Source organism: Streptomyces sp. NPDC050548 (assembly GCF_044457385.1).
In the GTDB taxonomy this organism is placed as follows: Bacteria; Actinomycetota; Actinomycetes; order Streptomycetales; family Streptomycetaceae; genus Streptomyces.
On record NZ_JBITGV010000013.1, the window covers coordinates 246,197 to 269,300 of the forward strand.

The following is a 23,104-nucleotide window of genomic DNA, read 5'->3' on the forward strand; positions in this document are numbered from 1 at the left end:
GTGTCAGCCCTTGATCTCGGTCCAGGCCTGTACCCACTTGGCGTACGGCACGCACTTGACGTCCGTTCGGCCGTCGAGGCACTGCTCGATGGGCGTGTTCCAGAAGGCGATGTTCTTCCAGTACGCGGTGTCGGCGGCGTGGTAGGTGGTGCAGAAGTTCTTGTCGCTGGTCTCCTCGCAGGCCTTGGCGTTGGCGGGGGCCTCGCCGAAGTACTCGGCGACCTGGGCGTTGACCTTCGGGGAGACGATCCAATTGAGCCACTGGTAGGCGCAGTTGGGGTGCTTGGCCTTGGCGGAGATCATCCAGGTGTCGGACCAGCCGGTCGAACCCTCCTTGGGCACGAAGGCCTTGACCTCGGCACCGTCGTCGGTGGCGAGGTTGGCGATGACCTGCCAGGTGGTGCCGACGACGGAGTCACCGCTCTTGAAGGCGGAGATCTCCTTGAGGTAGTCGCTCCAGTACTCGCCGATGTCCGCGTTCTGCTTCTTCAGCAGGGCGACGGCGGCGTCGAACTGGGCCTGGTCGAGCGCGTAGGGGTCCTTGATCTTCAACTCGGGCTTGGTGGCCTTGAGATAGAGGGCCGCGTCGGCGATGTAGATCGGCGAGTCGTACGCGGTGACATGACCCTTGTACTTCGAGGCGTCGTCGAAGACCGCGGCCCAGGAGGTCGGGGCGGGCGTGACCTTCTGGGTGTTGTACATCAGCAGGTTGGCGCCGCGGCCGTGCGGGATGCCGTAGGCCTTGCCCTTGACCGAGTTCCAGGCCTGGAGCTTCAAGTCCGGGAAAATATCTTTGTAGTTGGGGACCAGGCTCGTGTTGACGGGGGCGGCGTCGCCGGAGGCTATGAGGCGCAGGGAGGCGTCGCCGGAGGCGGAGACGGCGTCGTACTCGCCGGTCTTCATCAGCTTGACCATCTCGTCGGAGCTGGCGGCGACCTTGGAGTTGACCTTGCAGCCGGTCTGCTTCTCGAAGTCGCTGACCCAGTTCACCTTGGGGTCGTTGGAGCCGTCCTCGACATAGCCGGCCCAGGCGATCAGATTGACCTCGCCCTCGCTCTTGCCGAGCTCCGACTGGGCTTTGAGGTCAGGGGGGTTGAGGCCGCCGCCCGATGAACTGCTGTCGGAGGAGCCGCAGGCGGTGGCGGCGAGCAGGACGGCGGCACAGGCCGTCACCTGGAGGGTTCGGGTGAGACGCACGGCGTTCTCCATGGGTGGAGGAGATGGGTGAGCGAGCGGATCGGCGAAGGGACGGGGGGGGGAGGGAGCGAGCGGGTCAGCGGGGGTCGGGGACGTGCACCGTGTGGCGCCGGTGCCATTGCAATCGCACCCGGCTGCCGCGGTAGGCGGCCACGTCCTCGGCGGAGGTCTCCAGGTTCTGCTGGAGGGCGGTGAGCCGGCCGCCGGCGTCGAGGTCGACGAGGAAGCGGGTGGAGTCCCCGAGGTAGACGACCTCGGCGACGGTGCCGGCGGCACTCTGGTGGTCCGGTTCGCCGGTCCCGTCGGAGTCCTTGAGGACCCGGATCTTCTCGGGCCGGATGCTGTACGTGCCGGTGGTGCCGACGATCCGCTCGGCCGCCTCGCCCGCCAGCAGGTTGGAGGTGCCGACGAAGGACGCGACGAACGGCGTCGCGGGACGCTCGTAGACCTCGGCGGGGGTGCCGACCTGCTGGATGCGGCCCTGGTCGAAGACGGCGATGCGGTCGCTCATCGTCAGGGCCTCCTCCTGGTCGTGGGTGACGAAGACGAAGGTGATGCCCACCTCCCGCTGGAGCGCCTTGAGTTCGACCTGCATCTGTTCGCGCAGTTTCAGGTCGAGGGCGCCGAGCGGTTCGTCGAGCAGCAGCAGACGGGGGCGGCCGACGAGGGCGCGGGCGAGGGCGACGCGTTGCCGCTGGCCGCCGGAGAGCTGGGCGGGGCGGCGGGCGCCGTAGCCCTCAAGTCGTACTTCGGAGAGGGCTGTTCGGGCGCGGAGCAGTCGTTCGGCCTTGGGGACCTTGCGGACTTTGAGGCCGTAGGCGACGTTCTGCTCGACGGTCATGTGCGGGAAGAGGGCGTAGTCCTGGAAGACGGTGTGGACGTCCCGTTCGAAGGGGGCGAGGCCGGTGACGTCCTGGCCGGCGAGTTCGATGGTGCCGCCGGTGGGGCTCTCGAAGCCGGCGATCATGCGGAGCACGGTCGTCTTGCCCGAGCCGGACGGGCCGAGCATCGAGAAGAACTCGCCGTCCCTGATCTCCAGGTCGACGCCGGCCACGGCGGTCGTCTCGCCGAACGACTTCCGCAGATCCCGCAGCCGGATCGCAATCCCCTCCATGGGCGGGAACCTTTCTGGTGCTCTGTGACGTTGTACGGAAACATATGAAGTCATAGTTCAAAGCTCAAGGCCCCCTTAGGGTAAAGCTTGAGTCAACATGCAAGGTGGTGGCCGTGAACCAGCAGCAGCACCTCAACGGCGGCGCCCGAAAAGCCGTCTTCGCCCCGGTCGACAACCGAGCGCGGGTCGACGCCGTCGTCAGCCGGCTCGGGGACGCCATCGAACTCGGACTGCTCGCCGACGGTGAGCAGCTGCCGGGCGAGAGCGAGCTCGCCGGGCAGCTCGGGGTGTCCACGGTGACCCTGCGGGAGGCGCTGATGGCGCTGCGCCAGCAGGGGCTGGTCACCACCCGGCGCGGGCGCGGCGGCGGCAGTTTCGTGTCCCTGCCCGAGGTCCCCGGCGAGGAGCGGCTGAAGGTCCGGCTGCGCGGCTGGAGCACCGAGGAGCTGCGCGACCTCGGCGACCACTGGGCCGCCCTGTCCGGCACCGCGGCCCGGCTCGCCGCGGAGCGCACCGAGCCCGAGGATCTCGTACAACTTCGGCGTACGGCCGAGGAGTTGACGCACGCCGAGGACGCGGCGGCGCGCGGTCGGGTGTACGGCCGGTTCCATGTCGAGCTGGCCGCCGCCGCGCAGTCGGCCCGGCTCACCCGGGAACAGGTCGCCTTGCAGACCGAGGTCGGGGCGCTGCTGTGTCTGGTGCTCGGCAGCGACGAATATCGTGAAGAAGCCGCAGACCGTCACCGCTCCGTAATCTCGGCCGTGCAAGATGGGGCCCACGATTCAGCCAGGGAGCTGGCCGAGCGGTGCGTGCAGGAATCGACGGCGCGGCTGATCGCCGAGCGGCTGGCCCTGTAGTCGTCGCCGCGTCCGCTCCCCGTCTGCTGGAGGGCACGCATGAGCCTCGCGACGGCACCGTCGGCCACGGCACCCGAGCAGTCCGTCGCGGCCGGGGTGCGCTCGGCCCTGGAGTCCGTGTTCGACGCCGTGGCCGCGACCCGCGCCGACACGACGGCGCTGCTCGCCAAGGTGGCCGCACAGGGCCGCCGCCCCGCGACCGTGGACCTCGCCGCACTGCGCCCGGGTCTCCATCTCCGGCTCGCCCGGCACGAGTTGGTGTCCGGAGTCGGCTTCGTCGCCGCGCCGGGGCTGCTGAGTGACGTACCGGCCTGGCTTGAGTGGTGGCAGACCACGTCCGACGGGGGCATCCGGCCGCTGCTGCTCGACCTCGATCCCGAGCAGTCGGCGTACGCCGACTACACGCACTGGGACTGGTTCGCGCTGCCCCGTGACACCGGGGAGCGGGCGGTCGCCGGACCGTACGTCGACTACCTCTGCTCGGACGAGTACAGCCTCACCCTGTCGGCGCCGGTGCATGTGGAGGGACGGTTCGCGGGGGTGGCCGCGGCGGACGTGTACCTACGGCACTTCGAGGCCGCCGTGATGCCGATGCTGCGCCAACTGCCCGGTCCCGCAAGGCTGGTGAATGCGCGGGGCCGGGTCGCCGCGTCCACCGACCCACGCCATCTGGTCGGTTCGCTCAGCAAGGGCCCGGACTTCGCCGAGGCGCTGGCGGCGGGCCGGGCGGGGTATGCGCGAGGGCTGCGGCTGGTGCCGTGCGACGGGGTGCCACTGGTCCTGGTCGTCGCCGAGCGCTGACCCCGACTCCCGTAGCCAGAAAGCGAGTCGGGGCAGCGCTCACTCGGGTGCCGGGACCACCCTCAGGTGTCCCGCGCCGCGAACCGGCCTGCGCGTCCTGGGCGGCGGGGTGCGGCGGGCCTCGCGCAGGACCAGGGTCAGACGCGTATAGCCCATGTTCTCAAGGGTCTTGGGGGTCTCGCCGACGACCCGGCAGTCCGTGGCACCCCAACGCGGGTCGGGGTGCAGCACGGGACGGACCGCGCCGTCGTGCTCCACGGCCTCCTCGCCCACCGCGCGGATCCAGTGCGGCAGGCCCTGCCGGTAGGCGGCCTCCATGATCGGGTCCTGGGCGATGTCACGGCGGATGGCCTGCAGACCGTGGTCGTGACCGTGGGTCTCCACCACGGAGGCGAAGTGGGCCAGCATCGGCAGGCACCAACTCGACTCGTGCTCACCGAGAACCGTGCTCGCGTCGGGGTGGAAGAGTACGAACCGGAGGAAGTTGTCGCCCGGCATGGCCGTCGGATGCGAACCGACCGCCCGGAAAAGTGACTTGAACGCGCCGTTGGTCAACACCACGTCCCAGCGGTGGTCCATGACGACGGAGGGAAAGGGGACGGCCTCCAACAGCGTGGCGTAGTCCAGCAGATACGCCTGGGCCTCGGGACTCTCGGGGGCGGGCCGCGGCGCGGACCGCTGCCCACCTGCCTGATACGCCATCGGGAGGTCACCCCTCTTGCCTATGCGGCCTTCTCGCGGCGCCCTGATCCTGCTGCCCCGACTCTTGTCGTGTCAACTATCGTGGCATTTCATGATGGTTGACGGCTGAAATTGGCCACAGTTGTGGCGAGACCTGGATGCGAGTTCGAACGAACCGCTACCCTCCGGGATGTTCACGGCCACCGTTTGTGAGAAGCCTGTGAGAGACATAGGAGATCTGTCGGTGTCGGATGGCTTCGAGGTACCGGGCACGACGGCCAATGCCGTGCTGCCCGCCGTCGTCGACCGCGTCACCGCGCTTGCCGAGCGGCTCGACGTTCCGCAGGCCGAGGTCTTCCACGTGGGCCGGCTCTCCGTGGCCTCCGGTGTCCCGGACCCCGTGGTCAGGGCCCTGCTGAGCGGTTGTCCCGCGGGCGAGCCCGATGTGCAGGCCCGGTTCCTGCAACGCCTCGACCTGCTGCGCCGCACGAGGCTCAAGCCCAACGGGCGCAAGTACACCCAGCAGGAGATCGCCGACGGCGCCGGCATGTCCCGTCAGCAGGCGGGTGCGCTCATCAACGGCGACCGGCGTCCCACCATGGAGCACTGCGACGCGCTCCAGCGCTTCTTCCGCGTGCACGCCGGATTCCTCACCGCCGAGGACCCCGAGGCCCTCGCGGGCGCCCTGCAGCGCACCGAGCAGGAGCTGCTGCAGAAGCTCGCCGACCGTGAGCGGGCGGCGGCCGAGACCGCGGGGGACCCGCTGGAGCGGCTGCTGCAGGACCACGGGGTGCGCGGAATCGCCTGGCGTGCCGCGCAGTTGCCGACCGACCAGCACCGCGACAAGGTCGCCGAGTGGCTGGACATGCTCCTGGAGAGCGTGAAGCGTCCCGAGTCGTGATCCGGGGCCGCGGGAAAGGGAATTGACGGAGCGTCAGGTCGCGCTGCGTTCGCTCGCCTCCCGCAGGTCCCGTTCCGTCGCGTCGCCCTGGGCCGTGACACCGGGCCGGCCCTCGCACAGGAGGTCGCGCCAGTGCTCGCGGCTCCAGTGGGCCGGGGTGGTGGTGCGGGTGAACTCCGTGACCAGGGCGAGGAATCGGGCCGGGTCGGTGTGGAACGGGAAGTGCCCCGCCCCCTCGAAGATCTCCAGCCGGCTGCCCGGCATGGCCTCGTGGGCGCCGTGGGCGTGCCGTACCGGCACCACGCTGTCCCGGTCGCCCCACAGCAGCATGGTCGGCATGCCCTCGGTCAGATAGCAGCGGTCGAGCATGGTCACCACCTGGCCGCGCCAGTCGACGACCGCGCGCAGGGTGCGGATGAACGCGTTGCGGGCGGTCTCGTCGGGCAACGCGTCGACAAGGGTGAGGAGTTCGGGGGCGTCCTGGCCGAGGTCGGTGTCGAGGAGTCTCATCAGGCCCACGGCGAGGCCGACTTGGAGACGCATACCGGGCAATCGCAGCGCGGACAGGGCGAGATGGGAACCCGGGAGGGTGACGAGCCGCAGCACGGGGTTGACCTCGCGGCCCACGCCGCCGGCGCTGACGAGGACGAGCCGTTCGGTGCGTTCGGGGAACTGGTAGGCGAACTGCATCGCCACTCCCCCGCCCAGCGAGTGCCCGAGCAGGGTCGCGGACTCGATGCCGAGGGTGGTGAGCAGATCGCGCACGCCGTTCGCGTAGGCGGCGACCGAGTAGTCGGCCCGTGGTTTGTCGGAGGCGCCGTGGCCGAGGAGGTCGGGGGCGATCACCGTGTGGGTGCGGGCGAGCTGCGGGATCAGCTCGGCCCAGGTGGCCGAGGAGTCGCCGATGCCGTGGATGAGGACGAGTGCCGGGCCCGAGCCGGCCATGCGGAAGGCACGGCGGTATCCGTGCACGACGCGGTACTGGAGTGTGAGTTCTTCGTCGCCCACCGGGCGCAGCCGTGCGGCGCGCGCCGGGCGCCGTGCCGGGACGTCCTCCACGCACTCGCCTCCCGTTCACCTGGCCGCCCGCGGACGGCCCAAAGCCCTTCCTCTCAGCGTAGGGCCGCTGTTCCACGGGGGATTTCGGGGACGTTTCGCCTCCGCTAAGCGGGCGAACCGGGGCCGGGGGAAACGGGATTGTCAGTGGCAGGCGGCAAGCTGGAGTCGTGCCACCGCTGTGCGGTGGCGCACGACGCCGATCAGGGGAGAGCCGTCCTATGCAGACCGCAGTGATGACCGACCGCGAGCGCGCCGCCGTCCAGGCCTATCTACGGCTGCTGCACACGGTCAGAGCCGCCTTCGACGGCCCCCCGGGCGACCCACGCCCTGTCCTGGTCCCACCCTCGGTGCTGGCCGAGGCGGACCAGGCCCTGACGGACGCCGGACTCGCGGGCAACGAGGAGGCGTTCTTCGGGTTGCTGGAGAACTGGTGCCCGGAAGGGTGAGGGGGTTCAGGGATGCGGGACCGTGATCGCGGTGGCGACCAGTCCCCGTCGTACGGTCCAGCGGCCCTCGAAGGTGTCGAGGCGCTCGCCGCCGACCACCGGGCCGGGGACGAGGAGACGGGCGCGCAGGCCGCCGCGCGCCTCGTCGCCGGGGTCAGCGAAGAGGTCGATGTCGGCCTCCGAGAAGTCCAGCCACTTCCCGGTGAGGGGGAACCAGGCCTTGTAGACGGACTCCTTGGCGCTGAACAGGAGCCGGTCCCAGTGGACGGCGGGCAGTTGGGCCGTGAGCCGGGTCAGCCGTTCCTGTTCGGCGGGCAGGGAGACGGCGAGGAGGACGCCGTCGGGGAGCGGGGCATGTGGTTCGGCGTCGATGCCGAGCGAGGCGAGGTCGGCGGCGCGGGCCAGTGCGGCGGCGCAGTAGCCGTCGCAGTGGGTCATGCTGCCGATGAGTCCGGCGGGCCAGGTCGGCGCGCCGTGGGCACCGGGCAGGATCGGCTGCGGGGGCACGCCGAGCTTCTCCATGGCGCGCCGGGCGCAGGCCCGTACGGCGGTGAACTCGCGCCGCCGCTTGGGCACCGCGCGGGCCACCCGGGCCGCTTCCTCGGGGTACAGCGGGGCGTCCTGGAACCCCTCGTCACCGTGTGTCTCCACGGTCACCACGGACTCCGGGAGCAGCTCCTCGATCACCGGCTCCGACCTCCATCGGCAGGATGCGGCGCAGTCGTCCCGGGGGTTCCGGGCGCTTCTGCCACTCGCGGGGGTATCCGACGGACACCTCTTCGAAGCGGACCCCCTCGTGGTGGGTGGTCCGCGGGATGTGGAGATGGCCGTAGACCATGGTGTCCACGCGGAATCTGCGGTGCCAGTCGGCGGTCAGGGTGGTGCCGCACCACATGGCGAACTCGGGGTACCACAGGACCTCGGTGGGGTGCCGGTCCAAGGGGTAGTGGTTGATCAGGACCGTGGGCAGGGTGTCGGGGATCCCGGTGAGCCTGCGCTCGGTCTCGGCGACGCGGGCCCGGCACCAGGCCTCGCGGCTGGGGTAGGGGTCGGGGTGCAGCAGGAACTCGTCGTTGCAGACGATGCCGGTGCCGTGCGCGTACGTCAGTCCCTCGTCCTTGGTGGCGCAGCCGGGCGGGAGGAACGAGTAGTCGTAGAGGAGGAAGAGCGGGGCCACGACGACCGGGCCGCCGGGGCCGTCCCAGGTCGGGTAGGGGTCCTCGGGGGTGAGGACGCCGAGTTCCCGGCACAGGGCGACGAGGTGTTCGTAGCGGGCGACGCCGCGCAGGGTGACGGGGTCCTTGGGGTGGGTCCACAGTTCGTGGTTCCCGGGGGACCACAGGACCTTGCGGAAGCGGCCGGCGAGGAGTTCGAGGACCCAGCGGATGTCGGCCACGGTCTCGGCGATGTCACCGGCCACGATCAGCCAGTCCTCGTCCGTGCCGGGCCGCATGTTCTCGACGAGGGCGCGGTTCTCGGCGTACCCGATGTGCAGGTCGCTGATGGCCAGCAGCTGTCCGGCACCGCCGGCCGTCGGCTCCACCTCTCGCCCCCTCCGCCTCCGCGCGCACGAATGAGGCCACGAGATCACATCCCGCCGTTCCGCGACAAGACGGCGAGGCCGCGGCGACGCCGGTCCGGACGGTGCCCGGGGCGGCCCCATGGCAGGAGTTCACGTGCCGGGTGGGCAGGATCGGGAAATCCGTAACACGGGCGTTGCACGCGGCACCCCTTGAAAGCCGTATGATCGCCCCAACACCACCGCCACGAACGCCTCTTCGCCGAGGGCGGTTTGGTGTCCCTCCAACCACCCTGGCCGGGCACGGCCTCGCTCCGCCGTGCCCGCGAACCCGAAAGGACGGCCCTGCATGGTCTCTCGCGTACGCGTCTGGCTCAACCGCACGTACGCGGAGAACGTGTTCTTCATGGATCAGCTGCGGAGAAATCCCAGCGATCGGGCCGTCGAGATCCATGCCACGCACGGCGACGCGGACTCCCCCGTACTGGCCGCGGCCGACACCGCCGACCTGGAGCCCGAGGGCCTGTCCCCGGCCGGTTACGTCGAGTACGCCCTCGACCAGTGCGCCCGCCGCGGCATCGACGTGTTCGTGCCCCGACTGCACCAGTCGGAGATCGTGGCGCACCGCGCGGACTTCGAGGCGGTGGGCACGGCACTGCTGGCGCCGACCCCCGAGGCCGTCGCCGTCTTCCACGACAAGGTGATCGCGTACGAGGCGGTCCAGGCGATCGGCGTACCCGTGCCGCCGTGGTGGCGGGTCCGCACGGCGCCCGAACTCGTCGCCGCCGTAGAGGAGTTGGAGGCCGACGGGCACAAGGCGTGCTTCAAGCCGGCGTCCGGTGCGGGCGGGGTGGGCTTCCGCGTGGTCACGCGCGCCCCCTTCTCGCTCATGCACCTCAACGGCTTCCCGAGCCCCTACGTCCCGCTCGACACGGTCGTCGAGGCGCTGGAGCAGGCCGACGAGCAGGTCGACTGGCTGGTCATGCCGCGTCTGGAGGAGCCGGAGGTGTCGGTGGACTGTCTGACCGGTCCCGACAACCTGGTCCGGCTCGCGGTGGGCCGCACGAAGAACGGCCGTCGGCGCGGTTTCACCCTGCACGAGCAGTGGCTGGAGCCGGCCCGCCGGATCGCGGAGGGCTTCGGACTGCACTACCTGTCCAACATCCAGTTCCGGATGTTCGGCGACAAGCCGGTGCTGATGGACGTCAACACCCGCCCCGCGGGCGGCCTGCACCAGCTGTCGCTGTGCGGGGTCAACGCCCCATGGGCGGCAGTGCAGTTGGCGCTCGGCGAGGACCCGGGCACGATGGAGCCGCCGTTCCTGGGCGCGGACTACGCGGTGGTCTCGGGCCCCCGTCAGCTGCGTCCCGTGACGCTCCCGCACCAGCGCGCGGAGGAGTCGGAGCCCCTGCTCCCGACGGTGCCCGCGCAGACCGAGGCGGAGCCGGAGAGCGCCCGGGCACCGGAGTTGGGCAGCCGGGCAGCGGCCCGCGCCTAGGCCTCCCGGGTCTCCCGTTTCCCCCTCCGCACCACAACTTCATACCGGTCTGGGCCAATCATGGAGCAGCGTCTTGACACCGTGATTGGTCCAGACCAAATTGGTTGCGCACCTTCCAGCACTCCCGAACACCCCCATTCCTTCAGGGAGATCGCGTGCGCGACACACTCAGACGTTCCAGACGTCGCCTCCTCGCTCTGCTCGGCACCGCAGCCCTGGCCATGGCCGGGGCCATCGCGCTGCCCGGTACCGCGCAGGCGGCCAACGTCCTGACCAACCCCGGCTTCGAGTCGGGTTCCCTGTCCCCCTGGTCCTGCACCGGAAACCTCGGCTCGGTGGTCTCCTCGCCGGTGCACGGCGGCTCCAAGGCCCTTGCGGGCGCGGTGAGTTCGAGCGACACCGCACAGTGCTCCCAGACGGTCGCCGTGCAACCGAACACGGCGTACTCGCTCAGCGGCTGGGTGCGCGGCAGTTACGTCTACCTCGGTGTCAACGGCGGTTCCTCGACGTGGACTTCGTCCCCGTCGGCGTACGCGCAGTTGACGACGTCGTTCACCACCGGCGCCTCGCAGACCAGCGCCACCATCTACGTCCACGGCTGGTACGCGCAGGGCACCTACTACGCGGACGACATCAGCCTCGACGGTCCCGGCGGCGGTGGCGGTGGCGACACCCAGGCGCCGACCGCGCCGACCGGACTGACCTCCACGGGCAAGACGTCCTCCAGCGTGTCTCTGTCATGGGGCGCCTCGACGGACAACGTGGGTGTCACGGCGTACGACATCTACAGCGGCGCGAACCAGGTCCTCAGCGTCTCCGGTACGAGCGCCACGGTCAGCGGGCTCTCGGCCAGCACCGCCTACACGTTCACCGTGAAGGCGCGGGACGCGGCCGGGAACTCCTCCGCGGCGTCCAACGCGGTGAGCGTCACGACGAGTGCCGGCACCGGCGGCGGCACCGGGTTCACGCAGGCCGCGCCCTATCTGTACGAGGGCTGGGGCGATCCCCCGAGCCCGAGCACGGTGATGAGCGCGACCGGCATCAAGTGGTTCACGATGGCGTTCGTGCTGGACTCCGGCGGCTGCACCCCCGCCTGGGACGGCAGCCGGGCCCTGACCGGTGGCGTCGACCAGACCGCCATCAACCAGATCCGCGCGGCCGGCGGTGACATCGTGCCGTCGTTCGGCGGCTGGCAGGGCAGCAAGCTCGGCGCCAACTGCTCCTCCGCGAGCGCGCTCGCCGGGGCGCTGCAGAAGGTGATCGACGCCTACGGCCTCAAGGCGATCGACATGGACATCGAGAACACGGACGAGTTCGAGAACGAGGCCGTCCAGGCGAAGATCCTGACCGCGCTGAAGACCGTCAAGGCCAACAACCCCGGCCTGCGGACGATCGTCACCTTCGGCACCTCGACCACCGGCCCGACGTACTACGGCAACCGCCTGATCGAGCAGGCGCAGTCGCTCAACGCCAACATCGACGTCTTCACCATCATGCCGTTCGACTTCGGCGGCGGCGCCGACATGTACGGCAACACGGTCGCCGCGGCCGAGGGCCTGAAGACCAAGCTGAAGTCCACCTTCGGGTGGGACGACGCGACGGCCTACTCGCACATCGGGATCTCCGGCATGAACGGTCTCTCCGACCAGTCGGAGACCACCACCCCGGCGATCTGGACCTCGATCAAGGACTGGTCGAACTCGCACCACATCGCACGGCTCGCGTTCTGGTCGGTCAACCGTGACCGCGGGTGCGCCGGTGGCGGAGTGGTGAGCAACTGCTCCGGCATCAGCCAGAACACCTGGCAGTTCACGTCCATCACGGCCGGCTTCACCGGCTGAGCGTCAGCGTGGGGGTGCCCCGTCCGGGTACCCCCACGTCCGCGCCAACTCCCTCAGCCTGTACGGCAGTTCGGTCGCCGGATCGGCGGTGCGGGCGGGCTGGACCCGACCCGACCTGAGGGTGCTGCTCCAGTCGCCGAGCTGCGGCCGGTGGACACCGTGGTCCTTACTGCCGTAGTCGAGCATCCCGCTCTCCCAGGGCACACCGAGGTACTCGCACAGGCCGCGGGTCGACTTCTCCGGTTCGGCGGTGAGGTCCTCGTACGTCATCACATGGGCGTCGAGATGCTGCCGGGCCTCCTCCAACTTCTCGGCGTAGCCCAGGACTTCGGCGCGGATCGCCTCGTGGTCCGGATGGTCCCGGCGGGCGGTGAGCGAGGCGACGATCGCGCCCGGGTGGCGCAGCAGCAGGATGTAGCGGGCGTGCGGCCAACATCGGTGCAGGCGGGGCCAGATGAGGGTGTTGGGCGGGGTCTTGTCGACGATGACGTCCTTGCCGCTGCGCTGCAGTTCGAGGTGGAGCACCCGGTCCCACAGGACGTGTTCCAACTCCTCTTTGTCGAGCGCGAGTTCCCGCATGGCGTCGTCGCTGAACCCACGGGACAGATGGACGTGCAGGGTGCGCAGATGCATCTCGTGCGGGGCGCGGATCCGGCTGTGACTGTTCATCAGCACCCGCAGCAGCGTGGACCCGGAGCGCACGGACGACAGCACGAACACCGGCGAGTCCACCAGTCGCGGGGCACGCGGCGCGGTGTAGCCGTCGGTGGCCGACCGGGGCGCGGGCATCGCGTCGAGGTGGCGGCGCGGCGGGCTGACCGCCTGCGCCATCAGCCTCCCCCGCCGCCGCAGCCCCTTGCCGATCGCGGACATCCGCGGGTCTCGCATGCTGACACCTTTCTCTCGCCGTTCCCCTCGGATCCCAGAGGGGACAGGCGAATTCCAGGTGTCCCGGAGTCGAACAGCGCGGGCCGGAATCGACCGAAAAGAGCCGCTGACCTGCCCGCTTACCGCTTCCTTAATTCTTGATGGGAACTCGTCCGCACCCCGAGACGCGCGAGGGCCTCAGAAGCGGCCCGAGCCGCGATACAGCTCCAGATCCCCGTCGAGTTCCACGGCCAGCACGGTCGCGTGCGGGTCGAGGTCTGCCTCGGCGGGCGGGTCGATCCACAGCACGCCGACCGCCTCGTGGAGCCCGCCGATCACGCGGTGGGCGAGTTCGGTGCCGGTGCCGAGCACGGTGACCCTACGGACCGGGGTGACCAGTCCCCGGACGCCGATCTCGGCGCGTGGGACGTCGAACAGCGTGAGGTAGAGGGTGCGGCCGTCGGCGGAGAGGGTGCTCGGCCCGTAGTGGTGCCCGGCCGGAAGGCCGCGGACAGTGCCGTACACGGCGTCGGAGTGCTTCCGGATCCACTCCCCCAGGCCTTCGAGGCGCTCGACCTGCGGCTGCGGGATGGTGCCGTCCTCCATAGGACCGACGTCGAGGAGGAGGTTGCCGCCCCCGCCGATCGTCTCCGTGAAGTAACGCACCAGCTGGCTCAGCGACTTGTGGTTGTCGTCGTGGTGCTGATACCCCCACGAGTCGTTGATGGTGAGGCACAACTCCCAGGGCCCGTCCGGGGGTTCGATGGGAGCGCCCTGTTCCGGTGTCGCGTAGTCGCCCTCGCTGAGCATGCGGGCGTTGAAGACGACATGCGGTGAGTACGAGCGGATCAGCGCGGCGAGTTCCCTGATGCGCCACTGCTCCTCGCCGCGGTCCCACTCGCCGTCGAACCACATCAGGTCGGGCCGGTAGCGGGAGGCCAACTCCCGTATCTGGCCGTCCCGGTAGGCGAGGAACCGCTCCCAGGCCGCCAGATCCTCGTCCTCGGCCGAGCACTCGGAGTACCGGTTGTCCTCCTGCTCCGGCGGGCGGCCCGGCTTGCGGGTGGTGGCGTAGTCGGGGTGGTTCCAGTCGGAGTGCGAGTAGTAGAGGCCGACCTTGAGGCCCTGCTCGCGGAGCGCGTCGGCGTAGCCGGTTATGTAGTCCTTGCCGAGGTTGAGATCGCCGAACTCGGTGTCCCACAGGGCCACTCCGTCGTGGTGGCGGCTGGTGAGGACGGCGTACTTGGCTCCGGCGCGGGCGAACAGGTCGGCCCAGGCGTGCGGGTCGTACTCGGCGCCGGTGAAGCGGTCGAGCTGGGACATGTACCGGTCGTGCGGCACGATGTCGTCGTAGAACGACCAGGACTCCTGGACGCCGTCGACGGCGTAGATCCCCCAGTGGACGAAGATCCCCAACTTGGCGTCGGTGAACCACGGTTGCATGGGCACGGCTGAACTCCTGTTGCGTACAAGGTCAGTTGGGGGATGCCGGAGGGCGGGCCCGGCGTGCGACGACCGGGACCGCCCTCCGGGGTTCTACTGGCCCGCGTCCGCCCGCTTCAGACGGAGCGTCAGGATCTGGAAGGGCCGCAGGGCGACGGCGACCGAGCCGCCGTCGAAGGAGACCTCTTCCTCCAGCGGGCGCTCCAGCAGGTCCGTGATGCGGGCGCCGGCGAGCGGGAAGCCCGTGCGCAGGGTGCCCTCGGCGCGACCGCCGCTCGACTCGTAGAGCCGGACCACGACGTCGCCGGACTCGTCGTCGGCGAGCTTGACCGCCTCGACGGTGATGCCGTCGCCGTCGACGGAGACGACCGGTTCCGGGACTCCGCCCGAATCGGCCACCCGCAGCGGGAGGTTGAGGGCGTAGCCCTCGGCGACCGCGTCCTCGATGCTCGCGCCGGGCAGCAGCGAGTAGACGAAGCGGTGCCTGCCCTGGTCGGCGCCCGGGTCCGGGATGCGCGGGGCGCGCACCAGGCTGAGGCGGACCGTGGTCGTCGTACCGCCGTCCTCGCGGACGGTGCGGGAGACGTCGTGGCCGTACGTCGAGTCGTTGATGACGGCGACGCCGTAGCCGGGCTCGGCGAGGTGCACCCAGCGGTGGCCGGAGACCTCGAAACGGGCCGCCTCCCAGCTGGTGTTGGTGTGCGTGGGCCGCTGGATGTGGCCGAACTGGATCTCCGCGGAGGAGTGCGCCGCCCGGATGTCCACGGGGAAGCCGGCCTTGAGGAACTTCTCGGCCTCGTGCCAGTCGATGTCGGTCTCGAAGTCGATGCGGGCGCTGCCCGCGCGGACGGTGATCGTCTGCACGATCTTCGACCCCTTGCCGAAGGACCGCTCGACGCGGATCGAGCCGAGCAGCGGGTCCTGGTCGACGACGGTGATGGAGTCGGCGTCGAGGAGGTCGGTGAAGCGGTTCTTGTAGTGCTTGTCGACGTCCCAGGCGTCCCAGTAGTTCGGGAGGTCGGTGTGCAGACGGAGCAAGTTGCCCTGGTCGGCGAGGACTTCACGGCCGCCGTGGCGCAGGTCGCGCACGGAGGCGAGGGTGCCGTCGTCGGCGAGTTCGACGCGGACGATGCCGTTGTCGAGGACGCGGTCGGTGACGGTCACCGCCTGCGGGACGTACTCGGCGGCCAGCGGGGCGCTGCCGCTCGCGGGAACCGTCGCGTACATCGGCACACCGGTCGCCGTGCGGATGACCTCGGCGCGGTCGTAGGGGCTGGTGTTGAAGACGGTGGTACCGCCGCCGCCCAGCGCGGCCACGGCCGCCGTCGTCAGCTCCTCCAACTCCGTTGCCACGCGCGCGTATTCGGCCTCCGCCTCGCGGTGCACCCAGGCGATCGAGGAGCCCGGCAGGATGTCGTGGAACTGGTGCAGCAGCACCGTCTTCCACAGCCGGTCCAGCTTCTCGTACGGGTAGGCGTAGCCCGGTACGTGCAGCGCGGCCGTGGTCGCCCACAACTCGGCCTCGCGGAGGCGGTGTTCGCTGCGCCGGTTGCCCTGCTTGGTGCGGGCCTGGGAGGTGTAGGTGGCGCGGTGGAGTTCGAGGTACAGCTCGCCGACCCAGACGGGGGCGTCGGGGTACTCGGCGCGGGCCTTGGCGAAGAACTCGTCGGGGTGCTCGACGACGACCTTCGGCGAGCCCTCCAGGTCGGCGAGCCTGCGCGCCCGTTCCATGATCTCGCGGGTGGGGCCGCCACCGCCGTCGCCCCAGCCGAAGGGGGCCAGGGAGCGGGTGGCGTTGCCCTTCTCCTGGTAGTTGCGGACCGCGCGGGACATCTCCTCGCCGCTGAAGCGGGCGTTGTAGGTGTCGACCGGCGGGAAGTGGGTGAAGATGCGGGTGCCGTCGATGCCCTCCCACCAGAAGGTGTGGTGGGGGAACTTGTTGGTCTGGTTCCAGGAGATCTTCTGGGTGAGGAACCACTCGTTGCCGGCGAGCTTGGCGAGCTGCGGGTAGGCCGCGTTGTAGCCGAAGGAGTCCGGCAGCCAGACGCCCTTGGTCTCGACGCCGAAGTGCTCGATGAAGAACCGCTTGCCGTGGATGAGTTGGCGGGCGATGGCCTCGCCGCCGGGCAGGTTGCCGTCGGACTCGACCCACATGCCGCCGACCGGCGCCCACTGGCCGCGCTTGACGGACTCCTGGATGCGGGCCCACACCTGCGGGTAGTTGTCGCGCACCCACTCGTACTGCTGGGCCTGCGAGCAGGCGAAGATGAAGTCCTCGTACTCGTCGGCGAGCGACGTCACGTTCGAGAAGGTGCGGGACGTCTTGCGCTTGGTCTCGCGGATCGGCCACAGCCACGCGGAGTCGATGTGCGCGTGTCCGACACCGGAGACGATGTGCGCGCTGGCGTTGGCGGGCTTGGACAGCACGGGCTTGAGCGCGGCCCGTACGTCGGCGGCCGTACCGGAGACGTCGTCGAGGTCGAGGAGGTCCATGGCCCGGTCCAGGGCGTGCATGATCTCGTGACGGCGGGGGTCGTGCTCGCCGAGTTCCAGCATCAGTTCGCGCAGCACCTGGACGTCGAGGTCGAGGTGGAAGACCTCCTCGTCGAGGACGGCGAGGTCGGCGCGGCGGAATGTATACAGTGGACGGTCGCCCGCCGTCAGTACATCACCGAGCGGGGTCGGCTCCGCGAAGTTGTTCGCGAGAATGTCGGGGTTGGAGGCCGCCTCGACCAGGTAGTCGATCACCTCGCCGCCCTCCGCCGGGTTGGCGATCGCGACGTACTGGTTGAGCGGGTTGACCGCCTTCAGCGGCGTCCCGTCCACGAGGTGGACCAGCGCTTCGGCCTGGTTGCCCGGCCAGTCGCCCGTGAAGCCGAGGTCGATGACGGCCTCGACGCGCTTCCCGGCCCACTCCGCGGGCACCTGTCCGCGCATCCGGAACCAGGTGGTGCCCCAGGGCGGACCCCACGGGGTGTCCATCGCGAACGGCTTGTACGGCGCCGCCGCGGCCTCCTCGAAGGAGACCGGCTCGCCGGGGGCCTGCCAGGCCTCGACCGTGAAGGGCGCGGTGGCCGCGTAGATCGCGGGCTTGATCCGCTGGTCGTGGGCGCGCTGGACGCGCTCCTCGATCCGGCTGCGTTCGTCGTGCATGGGAGGTCTCCAGGGAACCAGGGAGCTGAGCTGTTGAGAGCTTGGGGAGCTGGTGAGAACTCGCTGCCGAGATCTCGGGGAAAGCGCTTACCGGGCGGTGCCTACTTAAGGTACGCCAGACCCGGGTGGACCTCGGTGTAGCCCTCGACCAGGCGGCGCGCGACATTCACGGAGTCGACCAGCGGATGCAGCGCGAAGGCCTTCACCGCCGTCGTACGGGAGCCGTTCTCGGCCGCCGCGAGGACCTCGCGCTCGACGCCCTTGACCGCGCAGACCAGGCCGGTGGCATGGTCGGGCAGCGGGTCGACGGCGACGGGGTGGGCGCCGTTGGCGTCGACCAGGCACGGCACCTCGATGACGGCGTCCGTGTCGAGGACCGACAGCGCGCCCTGGTTGCGGACGTTGAGGATCAGGGTGGTGCGCTCGTCGCGGGCGATGGCCCGCATCAGGGCGAGGGCGACCTTCTCGTAGCCGCCGGAGAGGTCGTCGGCGTCGCGTTCGCCGGCGCCGGCCGTCTCCCGGTTCTCGGACATGTAGGTCGCCTCGCGCTCGGCGCGGGTGCGGTCCCAGGCGGTCAGCGCGGAGGCGTCCGGGCGCTTCATCTCGTCGTAGAACTGGGCCTGTTGGTCGCGCAGGAACGCGCCGCGGGTCCGCTCGACCTCGCTGTAGGCGCGCACGGTCTCGCGGTTGAAGTAGTAGTAGTGCAGGTACTCGTTCGGAATGGCGCCGAGCGACTGGAGCCAGTCGGTGCCGAAGAGCTTGCCCTCCTCGAAGGAGCCGAGCAGGTCGGGGTCGGCGAGCAGGCGCGGGAGTTCGTCGCGGCCGGCGACGCGCAGGCCGCGTACCCAGCCGAGGTGGTTGAGGCCGACGTAGTCGATGAAGGCCTCGCGCGGGTTGGCGCCGAGCACCTTGGCGATACGGCGGCCGAGGCCGACCGGGGAGTCGCAGATGCCGATGACGCGGTCGCCGAGGTGGCGGGACATGGCCTCGGTGACCAGGCCCGCGGGGTTGGTGAAGTTGATGACCCAGGCGTCGGGGGCGAGGCGGGCCACGCGCTGCGCGATGTCGACGGCTACGGGGACGGTTCGTAGACCATAGGCAATACCGCCGGCGCCGACCGTCTCCTGGCCGAGGACGCCTTCCGCCAGTGCCACGCGCTCGTCGTTGGCGCGGCCCTCCAGGCCGCCGACGCGGATCGCGGAGAAGATGAAGTCGGCGCCCCGCAGGGCCTCGTCGAGGTCGGTGGTGGCGGTGACCTTGGGGGCGTCGGGGACGGTTGCGGCCTGTTCGGCCAGTACGCGGGCGACCGCATACAGTCGACTGTCGTCGAGGTCGTGCAGCACCACTTCGGTGACCCGGCCCTCGCCGCGGTCCGTCAGCAGTGCCCCGTACACGAGCGGCACGCGGAATCCGCCGCCGCCCAGAATCGTCAGCTTCACGCTTTCACCTTTCCTGCCACGACGACCTCGACGCCCGCTTCCTCCAGGGAGGAGCGGGTCGCCGGATCGACCGGGGCGTTCGTCACGACCGCGTCGAGGTCCTCGGGACCGCACACCTTCGCCATGCCCGTACCCGGGAACTTCTGCGCGTCGGCGAGCAGGACGACCTTCTCGCCGGCCTTGATCATGGCCCGTTTGACCGGCACCTCGACGACCGTCGTGTCCATCACCTGTCCGCCGGGCCGCACACCGCTGGTGCCGAGGAAGAGCCAGTCGGCGTGCAGCTGGCGCAGGTTGTCCTCGGTGAGGAAGCCCACCAGGGAGCGGTACTCGCGCCGGACCATGCCGCCGAGCAGCACCAGTTCGATGCCCTCGTCGTCGGCCAGCTCCTCGTAGACGACCAGGTTGCTGGTGATCACGGTGAGGCGGCGGCCGTGCAGTTGCCGGGCGAGCCGGTAGGCGGTGGTGCCGATGTCGAGGAGGACGGACTGGCCGTCGGCCACCATGGCGGCGGCGTGCGCGGCTATCGCGTCCTTCTCGGCCACCCGCACCTCGGCGACCTCGGCGAAGGGCTGGTCGCCCTCGTCGGCCACGGCACCGCCGTGGACCCGGGTGAGCAGCCCGTCCTCCTCCAGTTTGAGCAGGTCACGCCTGATGGTGGCGGGGCTCACACCCAGCTGCTCGGAGAGATCGGTCACGGCCGCGGGGCCCCCGGAGCGCAGGGCCCGCAGGATGAGTTGATGTCGTCGTTCTGCCAGCACGCCGCGAACACTACTCGTCATCTTCAATCATTTCTATGCTCAGTTCTGCTTGGGTATTGACCAATCTCGTCGAGCAGCGCACGATTCCGGTCACCGAAATGAAGAGTTTTGACGAACTCTCCAGACGACGTGCCGACGAGAGGATGCGCGCGTGGACGACCCCCGGCCCGATGTGCTGCTGACCGGGCTGCTCTTCTACGACCTCGTCCTCACGGGTCTGGGGCAGCCGCCGACGCCGGGCGAGGAGATCTGGACGTCCGGCATGGGCTGCGGCCCCGGCGGCATCGCGAACCTCGCGGTCGCCGCGTCCCGCTTCGGTCTGAAGACCTCCCTGGCCACGGTCTTCGGCGACGACTTCTACGGCGCGTACTGCCACGAGATCCTCGCCGGCCAGGAGGGCGTCGACCTCTCCCTGTCCCGCACCGCGAACGGCTGGCACACCCCCGTCACCGTCTCGCTCGCCCACGGCAACGACCGGGCGCTGGTCACCCACGGCCAGGAACCGCCGTTCTCGCAGGACGTGCTGATGGGCGACCCGCCCGAGGCGCGGACGGCGCTGGTGCACATCGAGGCCGAACCGCGCGCCTGGCTCGCGAAGGCGTCCGCGAACGGCACGCAGATCTACGCCGATGTCGGCTGGGACCCCACCCAGCAGTGGTCCACGGACCTCCTGGACCAGCTCACCCTGTGCCACGCCTTCCTCCCCAACGAGGCCGAGGCGATGGCATACACCCGCACCGACAGCGCGGTCGCGGCGCTCGGCACCCTCACCGAACTGGTGCCGGTCGCGGTGATCACGCGGGGCGGCGACGGGGCGATCGCCGTCGACCAGACGACCGGCGAGTACGCGGAGGTCCCGGCCCTGGCCGTGGACGTCCTGGACGCGACGGGCGCCGGTGACGTGTTCGGCGCGAGCTTCGTCGCGGCCTCGCTCGGCGGCTGGCCGCTGGAGGAACGGCTGCGGTTCGCGGTGCTCGCGGCCGGGCTGTCCGTCCAGCATCCCAGCGGCGCGCTGGCGGCTCCGGGCTGGTACGGCGTCGACCGTTGGCTGCATACAGTCCGCGATCCCGAACTGCGGCGTGCATACGGCTTCCTCGTCGACAGGATCCCGGCGGACCCCGGCCCTCCCGTCGCCTACGCGCCCGTCACTCCCCCCGCACGGCAGTAACCCCCCACCACCTCGCAAGCAGCACCCGGCAAGTCCCCTGCAATTCCCCCCACTTCAGCACCTCGTATGCACGACCCGAACAGATCGAACAGATCCGAAAGGCGGTGGGAGCTGTGCGGCTCTCACGAAGAGGCCTGCTCCGTGCTGGCCTGGCCGGTACGGCCGCCACGGCGCTCGGCGGCCTGGCGTCCGGCTGCGCCGTACCGACCGGTTCCACCGGCCGGAACATGGTCCTGTGGTACTGGGACGGCGGCCTCGGCGACACGGTCGTCAAGAACGCCAAGGCGCGTTACGACTCCACGGTCGACCTCCAGGCGATCAAGATCGGCGGCTACTACCGGTCGAAGCTGATCACCACGATGGCCGGCCGGGCCCACATCCCCGACATCGCCGGCCTCAAGGGCGAGGACATGGCGTCCTATCTGCCCAACGCCGACCAGTTCGTGGACCTCAGGACACTCGGCGCGGACAAGTACAAGAGCCAGTACCTGGCATGGAAGTGGGAGCAGGGCATCGCCGACGACGGCACGATGGTCGGCTTCCCCATCGACTGCGGTCCGGTGGCGCACTTCTACCAGTACGCCGTGTTCCGCAAGGCCGGGCTGCCGTACGAACCGGCCGACGTCTCCCAGGAGTTGAACACCTGGGAGAAGTTCTTCGCGGCGGGCGAGCAGCTCAGGAAGCGGATTCCCGGAACCTCCCTGGTCACGGACGTCAACAGTGTCCTTGAGAACGTGGTGAACCAGGGCAGCAAGCGGTACGTCGACAAGAACCGGCACTTCATCGGCGACCAGGAGCATGTCCGGCACGCCTGGGCACTGGCCGTGGAGGCCAAGCAGCGCAGGATCGTCTCCGACTTCGTCAGTGGTACCCCTGACCAGATCTCCGCCGTGGACGACGGCAAGCTCCCCAGCCAACTCGGCGCTTCCTGGGCGACGTACGACATCAAGAACGGCAACCCGAAGACCAAGGGCAAGTGGCGGATTGCCGACATGCCGGTGCGGCCCTCCAACAACGGCGGCTCGTTCCTGTCGATCACCAAGGCGTGCCGGGAGCCGGAGCGGGCCTTCGAGATCATCGCGTGGATGCTCAACGCGGCCAACCAGGCCTCGGGTTACGTCGACGCGGGTCTCTTCCCCTCCACTCCGGCGTCGTACGCCCTGAAGCAACTGCGGGCGCCCGACCCGTTCTTCGGGGGCCAGATCACGACGGACGTCTTCGGTCCGGCGGCACAGAAGATCACGGTCGCCTACAACAGCCCGTTCGACATCGCGCTCGGGCAGCCCATCAAGGACGAGATCAAGAACGTAGGCGTCCTCGGCAAGGACCCGAAGAAGGCCTGGAGTGACGCCATGAGGAAGTGCCGGCGCATCGCGGACCACCTGGGGGTGAGCTACTGATGGCCACCGCACTGGACAAGCCACCGACCGCCGTGGGCAGTTCGTCAGCCGCCTCGCAGCCGAAGAGCGGCTTCCGCAAGTACTGGCATCTGTATGCCGCGATCTCCCCGTTCTATCTGCTCTTCCTCTGCTTCGGGCTGATCCCCGTCGGGTTCTCGTTCTACCTTTCCCTGCACCGCTGGGACGGCCTCGGCTCCATGGAGTGGGCGGGTCTGTCGCAGTACAAGTACCTGCTGAGCGACACCGACTTCTGGAACTCGATCGGCAACACCCTGATCATCTGGGCGCTGGCCACCTTCCCCATGATCTTCCTGGCGATGGTGACGGCCGTGATGCTCAACTCGGCGGTCCGCTTCAAGAACGTGTACCGCTTCGCCTACTTCCTGCCGAACGTCACCTCGGTGGTCGCCATCGCGATCGTCTTCGGCTCGGTGTTCTCCACCAACTTCGGCCTGGTGAACGCCCTGTTGCAGGCAGTGGGCATCGACCAGATCGCCTGGCTGAACACCCCATGGGGCATCAAGATCGCGATTGCGACGCTGATGACCTGGCAGTGGACCGGCTACAACGCGATCATCTTCCTCGCCGGTCTGCAGACCATCCCGAGCGAACTGTACGAAGCGGCCCGGATGGACGGTGCCGGACCGGTCCAAACGTTCTTCCGGATCACGCTGCCGATGCTCCGCCCTGTGCTGCTGTTCGTGCTCGTCATCTCGACGGTCACCGGCCTCCAGAGCTTCTCCGAACCACAAGTGCTGCTGCAGAACACCTCGAACGACTCGACGTTCGCGGGCGGTCCGGGCCACTCCGGCCAGACGATGGTCCTGTACTTCTTCCAACAGACCTTCGACAACAACGACTTCGGTTACGGCGCCGCCGTGGCCTGGGGCATCTTCCTCGTCGTCATCCTCTTCTCCATCGTCAACTGGCGCCTGGTGCAGCGCCGGGGCGAAGACTAG

20 protein-coding genes are annotated in these 23,104 nt (G+C 69.6%); 9 read left to right on the top strand and 11 right to left on the bottom strand.

Features of this window, described 5'->3' with window-relative positions; genetic code table 11:
* Positions 1-3 precede the first annotated feature (3 nt).
* Both ACIBJH_RS32195 and ACIBJH_RS32200 read right to left on the bottom strand, forming a co-directional pair.
* Positions 4-1,197, bottom strand: a complete 1,194-nt coding sequence (locus tag ACIBJH_RS32195; protein WP_399120418.1) for an ABC transporter substrate-binding protein — start codon at positions 1,195-1,197, stop codon at positions 4-6.
* Positions 1,198-1,273: 76 nt separating this feature from the next.
* Positions 1,274-2,311, bottom strand: coding sequence for an ABC transporter ATP-binding protein (locus tag ACIBJH_RS32200; protein WP_399120419.1), 1,038 nt, complete (start codon positions 2,309-2,311; stop codon positions 1,274-1,276).
* 113 nt (positions 2,312-2,424) lie between these two features.
* Here ACIBJH_RS32200 and ACIBJH_RS32205 point away from each other — a divergent pair, with 113 nt between their 5' ends.
* Positions 2,425-3,168, top strand: coding sequence for a FadR/GntR family transcriptional regulator (locus ACIBJH_RS32205; protein ID WP_399120420.1), 744 nt, complete (start codon positions 2,425-2,427; stop codon positions 3,166-3,168).
* Positions 3,169-3,207: 39 nt separating this feature from the next.
* Positions 3,208-3,969: a cache domain-containing protein gene (locus tag ACIBJH_RS32210; RefSeq protein WP_399120421.1), complete on the top strand. Its 762-nt coding sequence runs from the start codon at positions 3,208-3,210 to the stop codon at positions 3,967-3,969.
* Between the two features lie 39 nt (positions 3,970-4,008).
* Here ACIBJH_RS32210 and ACIBJH_RS32215 read toward each other — a convergent pair whose 3' ends face one another.
* On the bottom strand, positions 4,009-4,671 hold the full coding sequence (locus ACIBJH_RS32215; protein WP_399120422.1) for a hypothetical protein: 663 nt from the start codon (positions 4,669-4,671) through the stop codon (positions 4,009-4,011).
* A 223-nt stretch (positions 4,672-4,894) separates the two neighbouring features.
* On the opposite strand from ACIBJH_RS32215, the gene ACIBJH_RS32220 reads away from it, so the two are divergent.
* Positions 4,895-5,551, top strand: coding sequence for a helix-turn-helix domain-containing protein (locus ACIBJH_RS32220; protein WP_399120423.1), 657 nt, complete (start codon positions 4,895-4,897; stop codon positions 5,549-5,551).
* 33 nt (positions 5,552-5,584) lie between these two features.
* Here the strand turns inward: ACIBJH_RS32220 and ACIBJH_RS32225 are convergent, their stop codons facing one another.
* Positions 5,585-6,610 carry an alpha/beta fold hydrolase gene (locus tag ACIBJH_RS32225; protein ID WP_399120424.1) on the bottom strand — a complete coding sequence of 342 codons (1,026 nt, stop codon included), beginning with the start codon at positions 6,608-6,610 and terminating at the stop codon, positions 5,585-5,587.
* A gap of 218 nt (positions 6,611-6,828) precedes the next feature.
* On the opposite strand from ACIBJH_RS32225, the gene ACIBJH_RS32230 reads away from it, so the two are divergent.
* On the top strand, positions 6,829-7,056 hold the full coding sequence (locus ACIBJH_RS32230) for a hypothetical protein (protein ID WP_399120425.1): 228 nt from the start codon (positions 6,829-6,831) through the stop codon (positions 7,054-7,056).
* Positions 7,057-7,062: 6 nt separating this feature from the next.
* Here the strand turns inward: ACIBJH_RS32230 and ACIBJH_RS32235 are convergent, their stop codons facing one another.
* Positions 7,063-7,743 carry a 4'-phosphopantetheinyl transferase gene (locus ACIBJH_RS32235; RefSeq protein ID WP_399120426.1) on the bottom strand — a complete coding sequence of 227 codons (681 nt, stop codon included), beginning with the start codon at positions 7,741-7,743 and terminating at the stop codon, positions 7,063-7,065.
* The gene (locus ACIBJH_RS32240) at positions 7,691-8,599 is read right to left on the bottom strand and encodes a metallophosphoesterase family protein (RefSeq protein WP_399120427.1); all 909 of its coding nucleotides are present in this window, start codon (positions 8,597-8,599) and stop codon (positions 7,691-7,693) included. Before ACIBJH_RS32240 ends, ACIBJH_RS32235 begins: the two co-directional genes overlap by 53 nt.
* Before the next feature lie 325 nt (positions 8,600-8,924).
* Between ACIBJH_RS32240 and ACIBJH_RS32245 the strand changes: the two genes are divergently transcribed.
* The gene (locus ACIBJH_RS32245) at positions 8,925-10,073 is read left to right on the top strand and encodes an ATP-grasp domain-containing protein (protein ID WP_399120428.1); all 1,149 of its coding nucleotides are present in this window, start codon (positions 8,925-8,927) and stop codon (positions 10,071-10,073) included.
* A gap of 155 nt (positions 10,074-10,228) precedes the next feature.
* A complete protein-coding gene (locus ACIBJH_RS32250; RefSeq protein ID WP_399120429.1) occupies positions 10,229-11,914 on the top strand; it encodes a carbohydrate binding domain-containing protein in 1,686 nt (561 codons plus the stop codon).
* 3 nt (positions 11,915-11,917) lie between these two features.
* Here the strand turns inward: ACIBJH_RS32250 and ACIBJH_RS32255 are convergent, their stop codons facing one another.
* From ACIBJH_RS32255 to ACIBJH_RS32275, 5 genes are all read right to left on the bottom strand, one after another.
* A complete protein-coding gene (locus tag ACIBJH_RS32255; RefSeq protein ID WP_399120430.1) occupies positions 11,918-12,802 on the bottom strand; it encodes a sulfotransferase family protein in 885 nt (294 codons plus the stop codon).
* Between the two features lie 177 nt (positions 12,803-12,979).
* Complete coding sequence (locus ACIBJH_RS32260) at positions 12,980-14,230, bottom strand: alpha-L-fucosidase (protein ID WP_399120431.1); 1,251 nt, start codon at positions 14,228-14,230, stop codon at positions 12,980-12,982.
* A gap of 87 nt (positions 14,231-14,317) precedes the next feature.
* Positions 14,318-17,377 carry an alpha-mannosidase gene (locus tag ACIBJH_RS32265; RefSeq protein ID WP_399120432.1) on the bottom strand — a complete coding sequence of 1,020 codons (3,060 nt, stop codon included), beginning with the start codon at positions 17,375-17,377 and terminating at the stop codon, positions 14,318-14,320.
* A 101-nt stretch (positions 17,378-17,478) separates the two neighbouring features.
* A complete protein-coding gene (locus tag ACIBJH_RS32270; protein ID WP_399120433.1) occupies positions 17,479-18,816 on the bottom strand; it encodes a 6-phospho-beta-glucosidase in 1,338 nt (445 codons plus the stop codon).
* Positions 18,813-19,577, bottom strand: coding sequence for a DeoR/GlpR family DNA-binding transcription regulator (locus tag ACIBJH_RS32275; RefSeq protein WP_317879370.1), 765 nt, complete (start codon positions 19,575-19,577; stop codon positions 18,813-18,815). The genes ACIBJH_RS32270 and ACIBJH_RS32275 overlap by 4 nt, the downstream gene beginning before the upstream one ends.
* 151 nt (positions 19,578-19,728) lie before the next feature.
* Between ACIBJH_RS32275 and ACIBJH_RS32280 the strand changes: the two genes are divergently transcribed.
* The 3 genes from ACIBJH_RS32280 (at position 19,729) to ACIBJH_RS32290 (ending at position 23,104) form a co-directional block, all read left to right on the top strand.
* On the top strand, positions 19,729-20,745 hold the full coding sequence (locus tag ACIBJH_RS32280) for a carbohydrate kinase family protein (RefSeq protein WP_399120434.1): 1,017 nt from the start codon (positions 19,729-19,731) through the stop codon (positions 20,743-20,745).
* Between the two features lie 113 nt (positions 20,746-20,858).
* Positions 20,859-22,145: an ABC transporter substrate-binding protein gene (locus ACIBJH_RS32285; protein WP_399120435.1), complete on the top strand. Its 1,287-nt coding sequence runs from the start codon at positions 20,859-20,861 to the stop codon at positions 22,143-22,145.
* The gene (locus tag ACIBJH_RS32290) at positions 22,145-23,104 is read left to right on the top strand and encodes a carbohydrate ABC transporter permease (protein ID WP_399120436.1); all 960 of its coding nucleotides are present in this window, start codon (positions 22,145-22,147) and stop codon (positions 23,102-23,104) included. Before ACIBJH_RS32285 ends, ACIBJH_RS32290 begins: the two co-directional genes overlap by 1 nt.

What these genes read in the sequence shown, in the direction of transcription:
- ACIBJH_RS32245 (WP_399120428.1), top strand. Translation starts at nt 8,925, where the DNA reads ATGGTCTCTCGCGTACGCGTCTGGCTCAACCGCACGTACGCGGAGAAC.
- ACIBJH_RS32255 (WP_399120430.1), bottom strand. Translation starts at nt 12,802, where the DNA reads ATGCGAGACCCGCGGATGTCCGCGATCGGCAAGGGGCTGCGGCGGCGG.
- ACIBJH_RS32265 (WP_399120432.1), bottom strand. Translation starts at nt 17,377, where the DNA reads ATGCACGACGAACGCAGCCGGATCGAGGAGCGCGTCCAGCGCGCCCAC.
- ACIBJH_RS32230 (WP_399120425.1), top strand. Translation starts at nt 6,829, where the DNA reads ATGCAGACCGCAGTGATGACCGACCGCGAGCGCGCCGCCGTCCAGGCC.
- ACIBJH_RS32200 (WP_399120419.1), bottom strand. Translation starts at nt 2,311, where the DNA reads ATGGAGGGGATTGCGATCCGGCTGCGGGATCTGCGGAAGTCGTTCGGC.
- ACIBJH_RS32290 (WP_399120436.1), top strand. Translation starts at nt 22,145, where the DNA reads ATGGCCACCGCACTGGACAAGCCACCGACCGCCGTGGGCAGTTCGTCA.
- ACIBJH_RS32210 (WP_399120421.1), top strand. Translation starts at nt 3,208, where the DNA reads ATGAGCCTCGCGACGGCACCGTCGGCCACGGCACCCGAGCAGTCCGTC.
- ACIBJH_RS32215 (WP_399120422.1), bottom strand. Translation starts at nt 4,671, where the DNA reads ATGGCGTATCAGGCAGGTGGGCAGCGGTCCGCGCCGCGGCCCGCCCCC.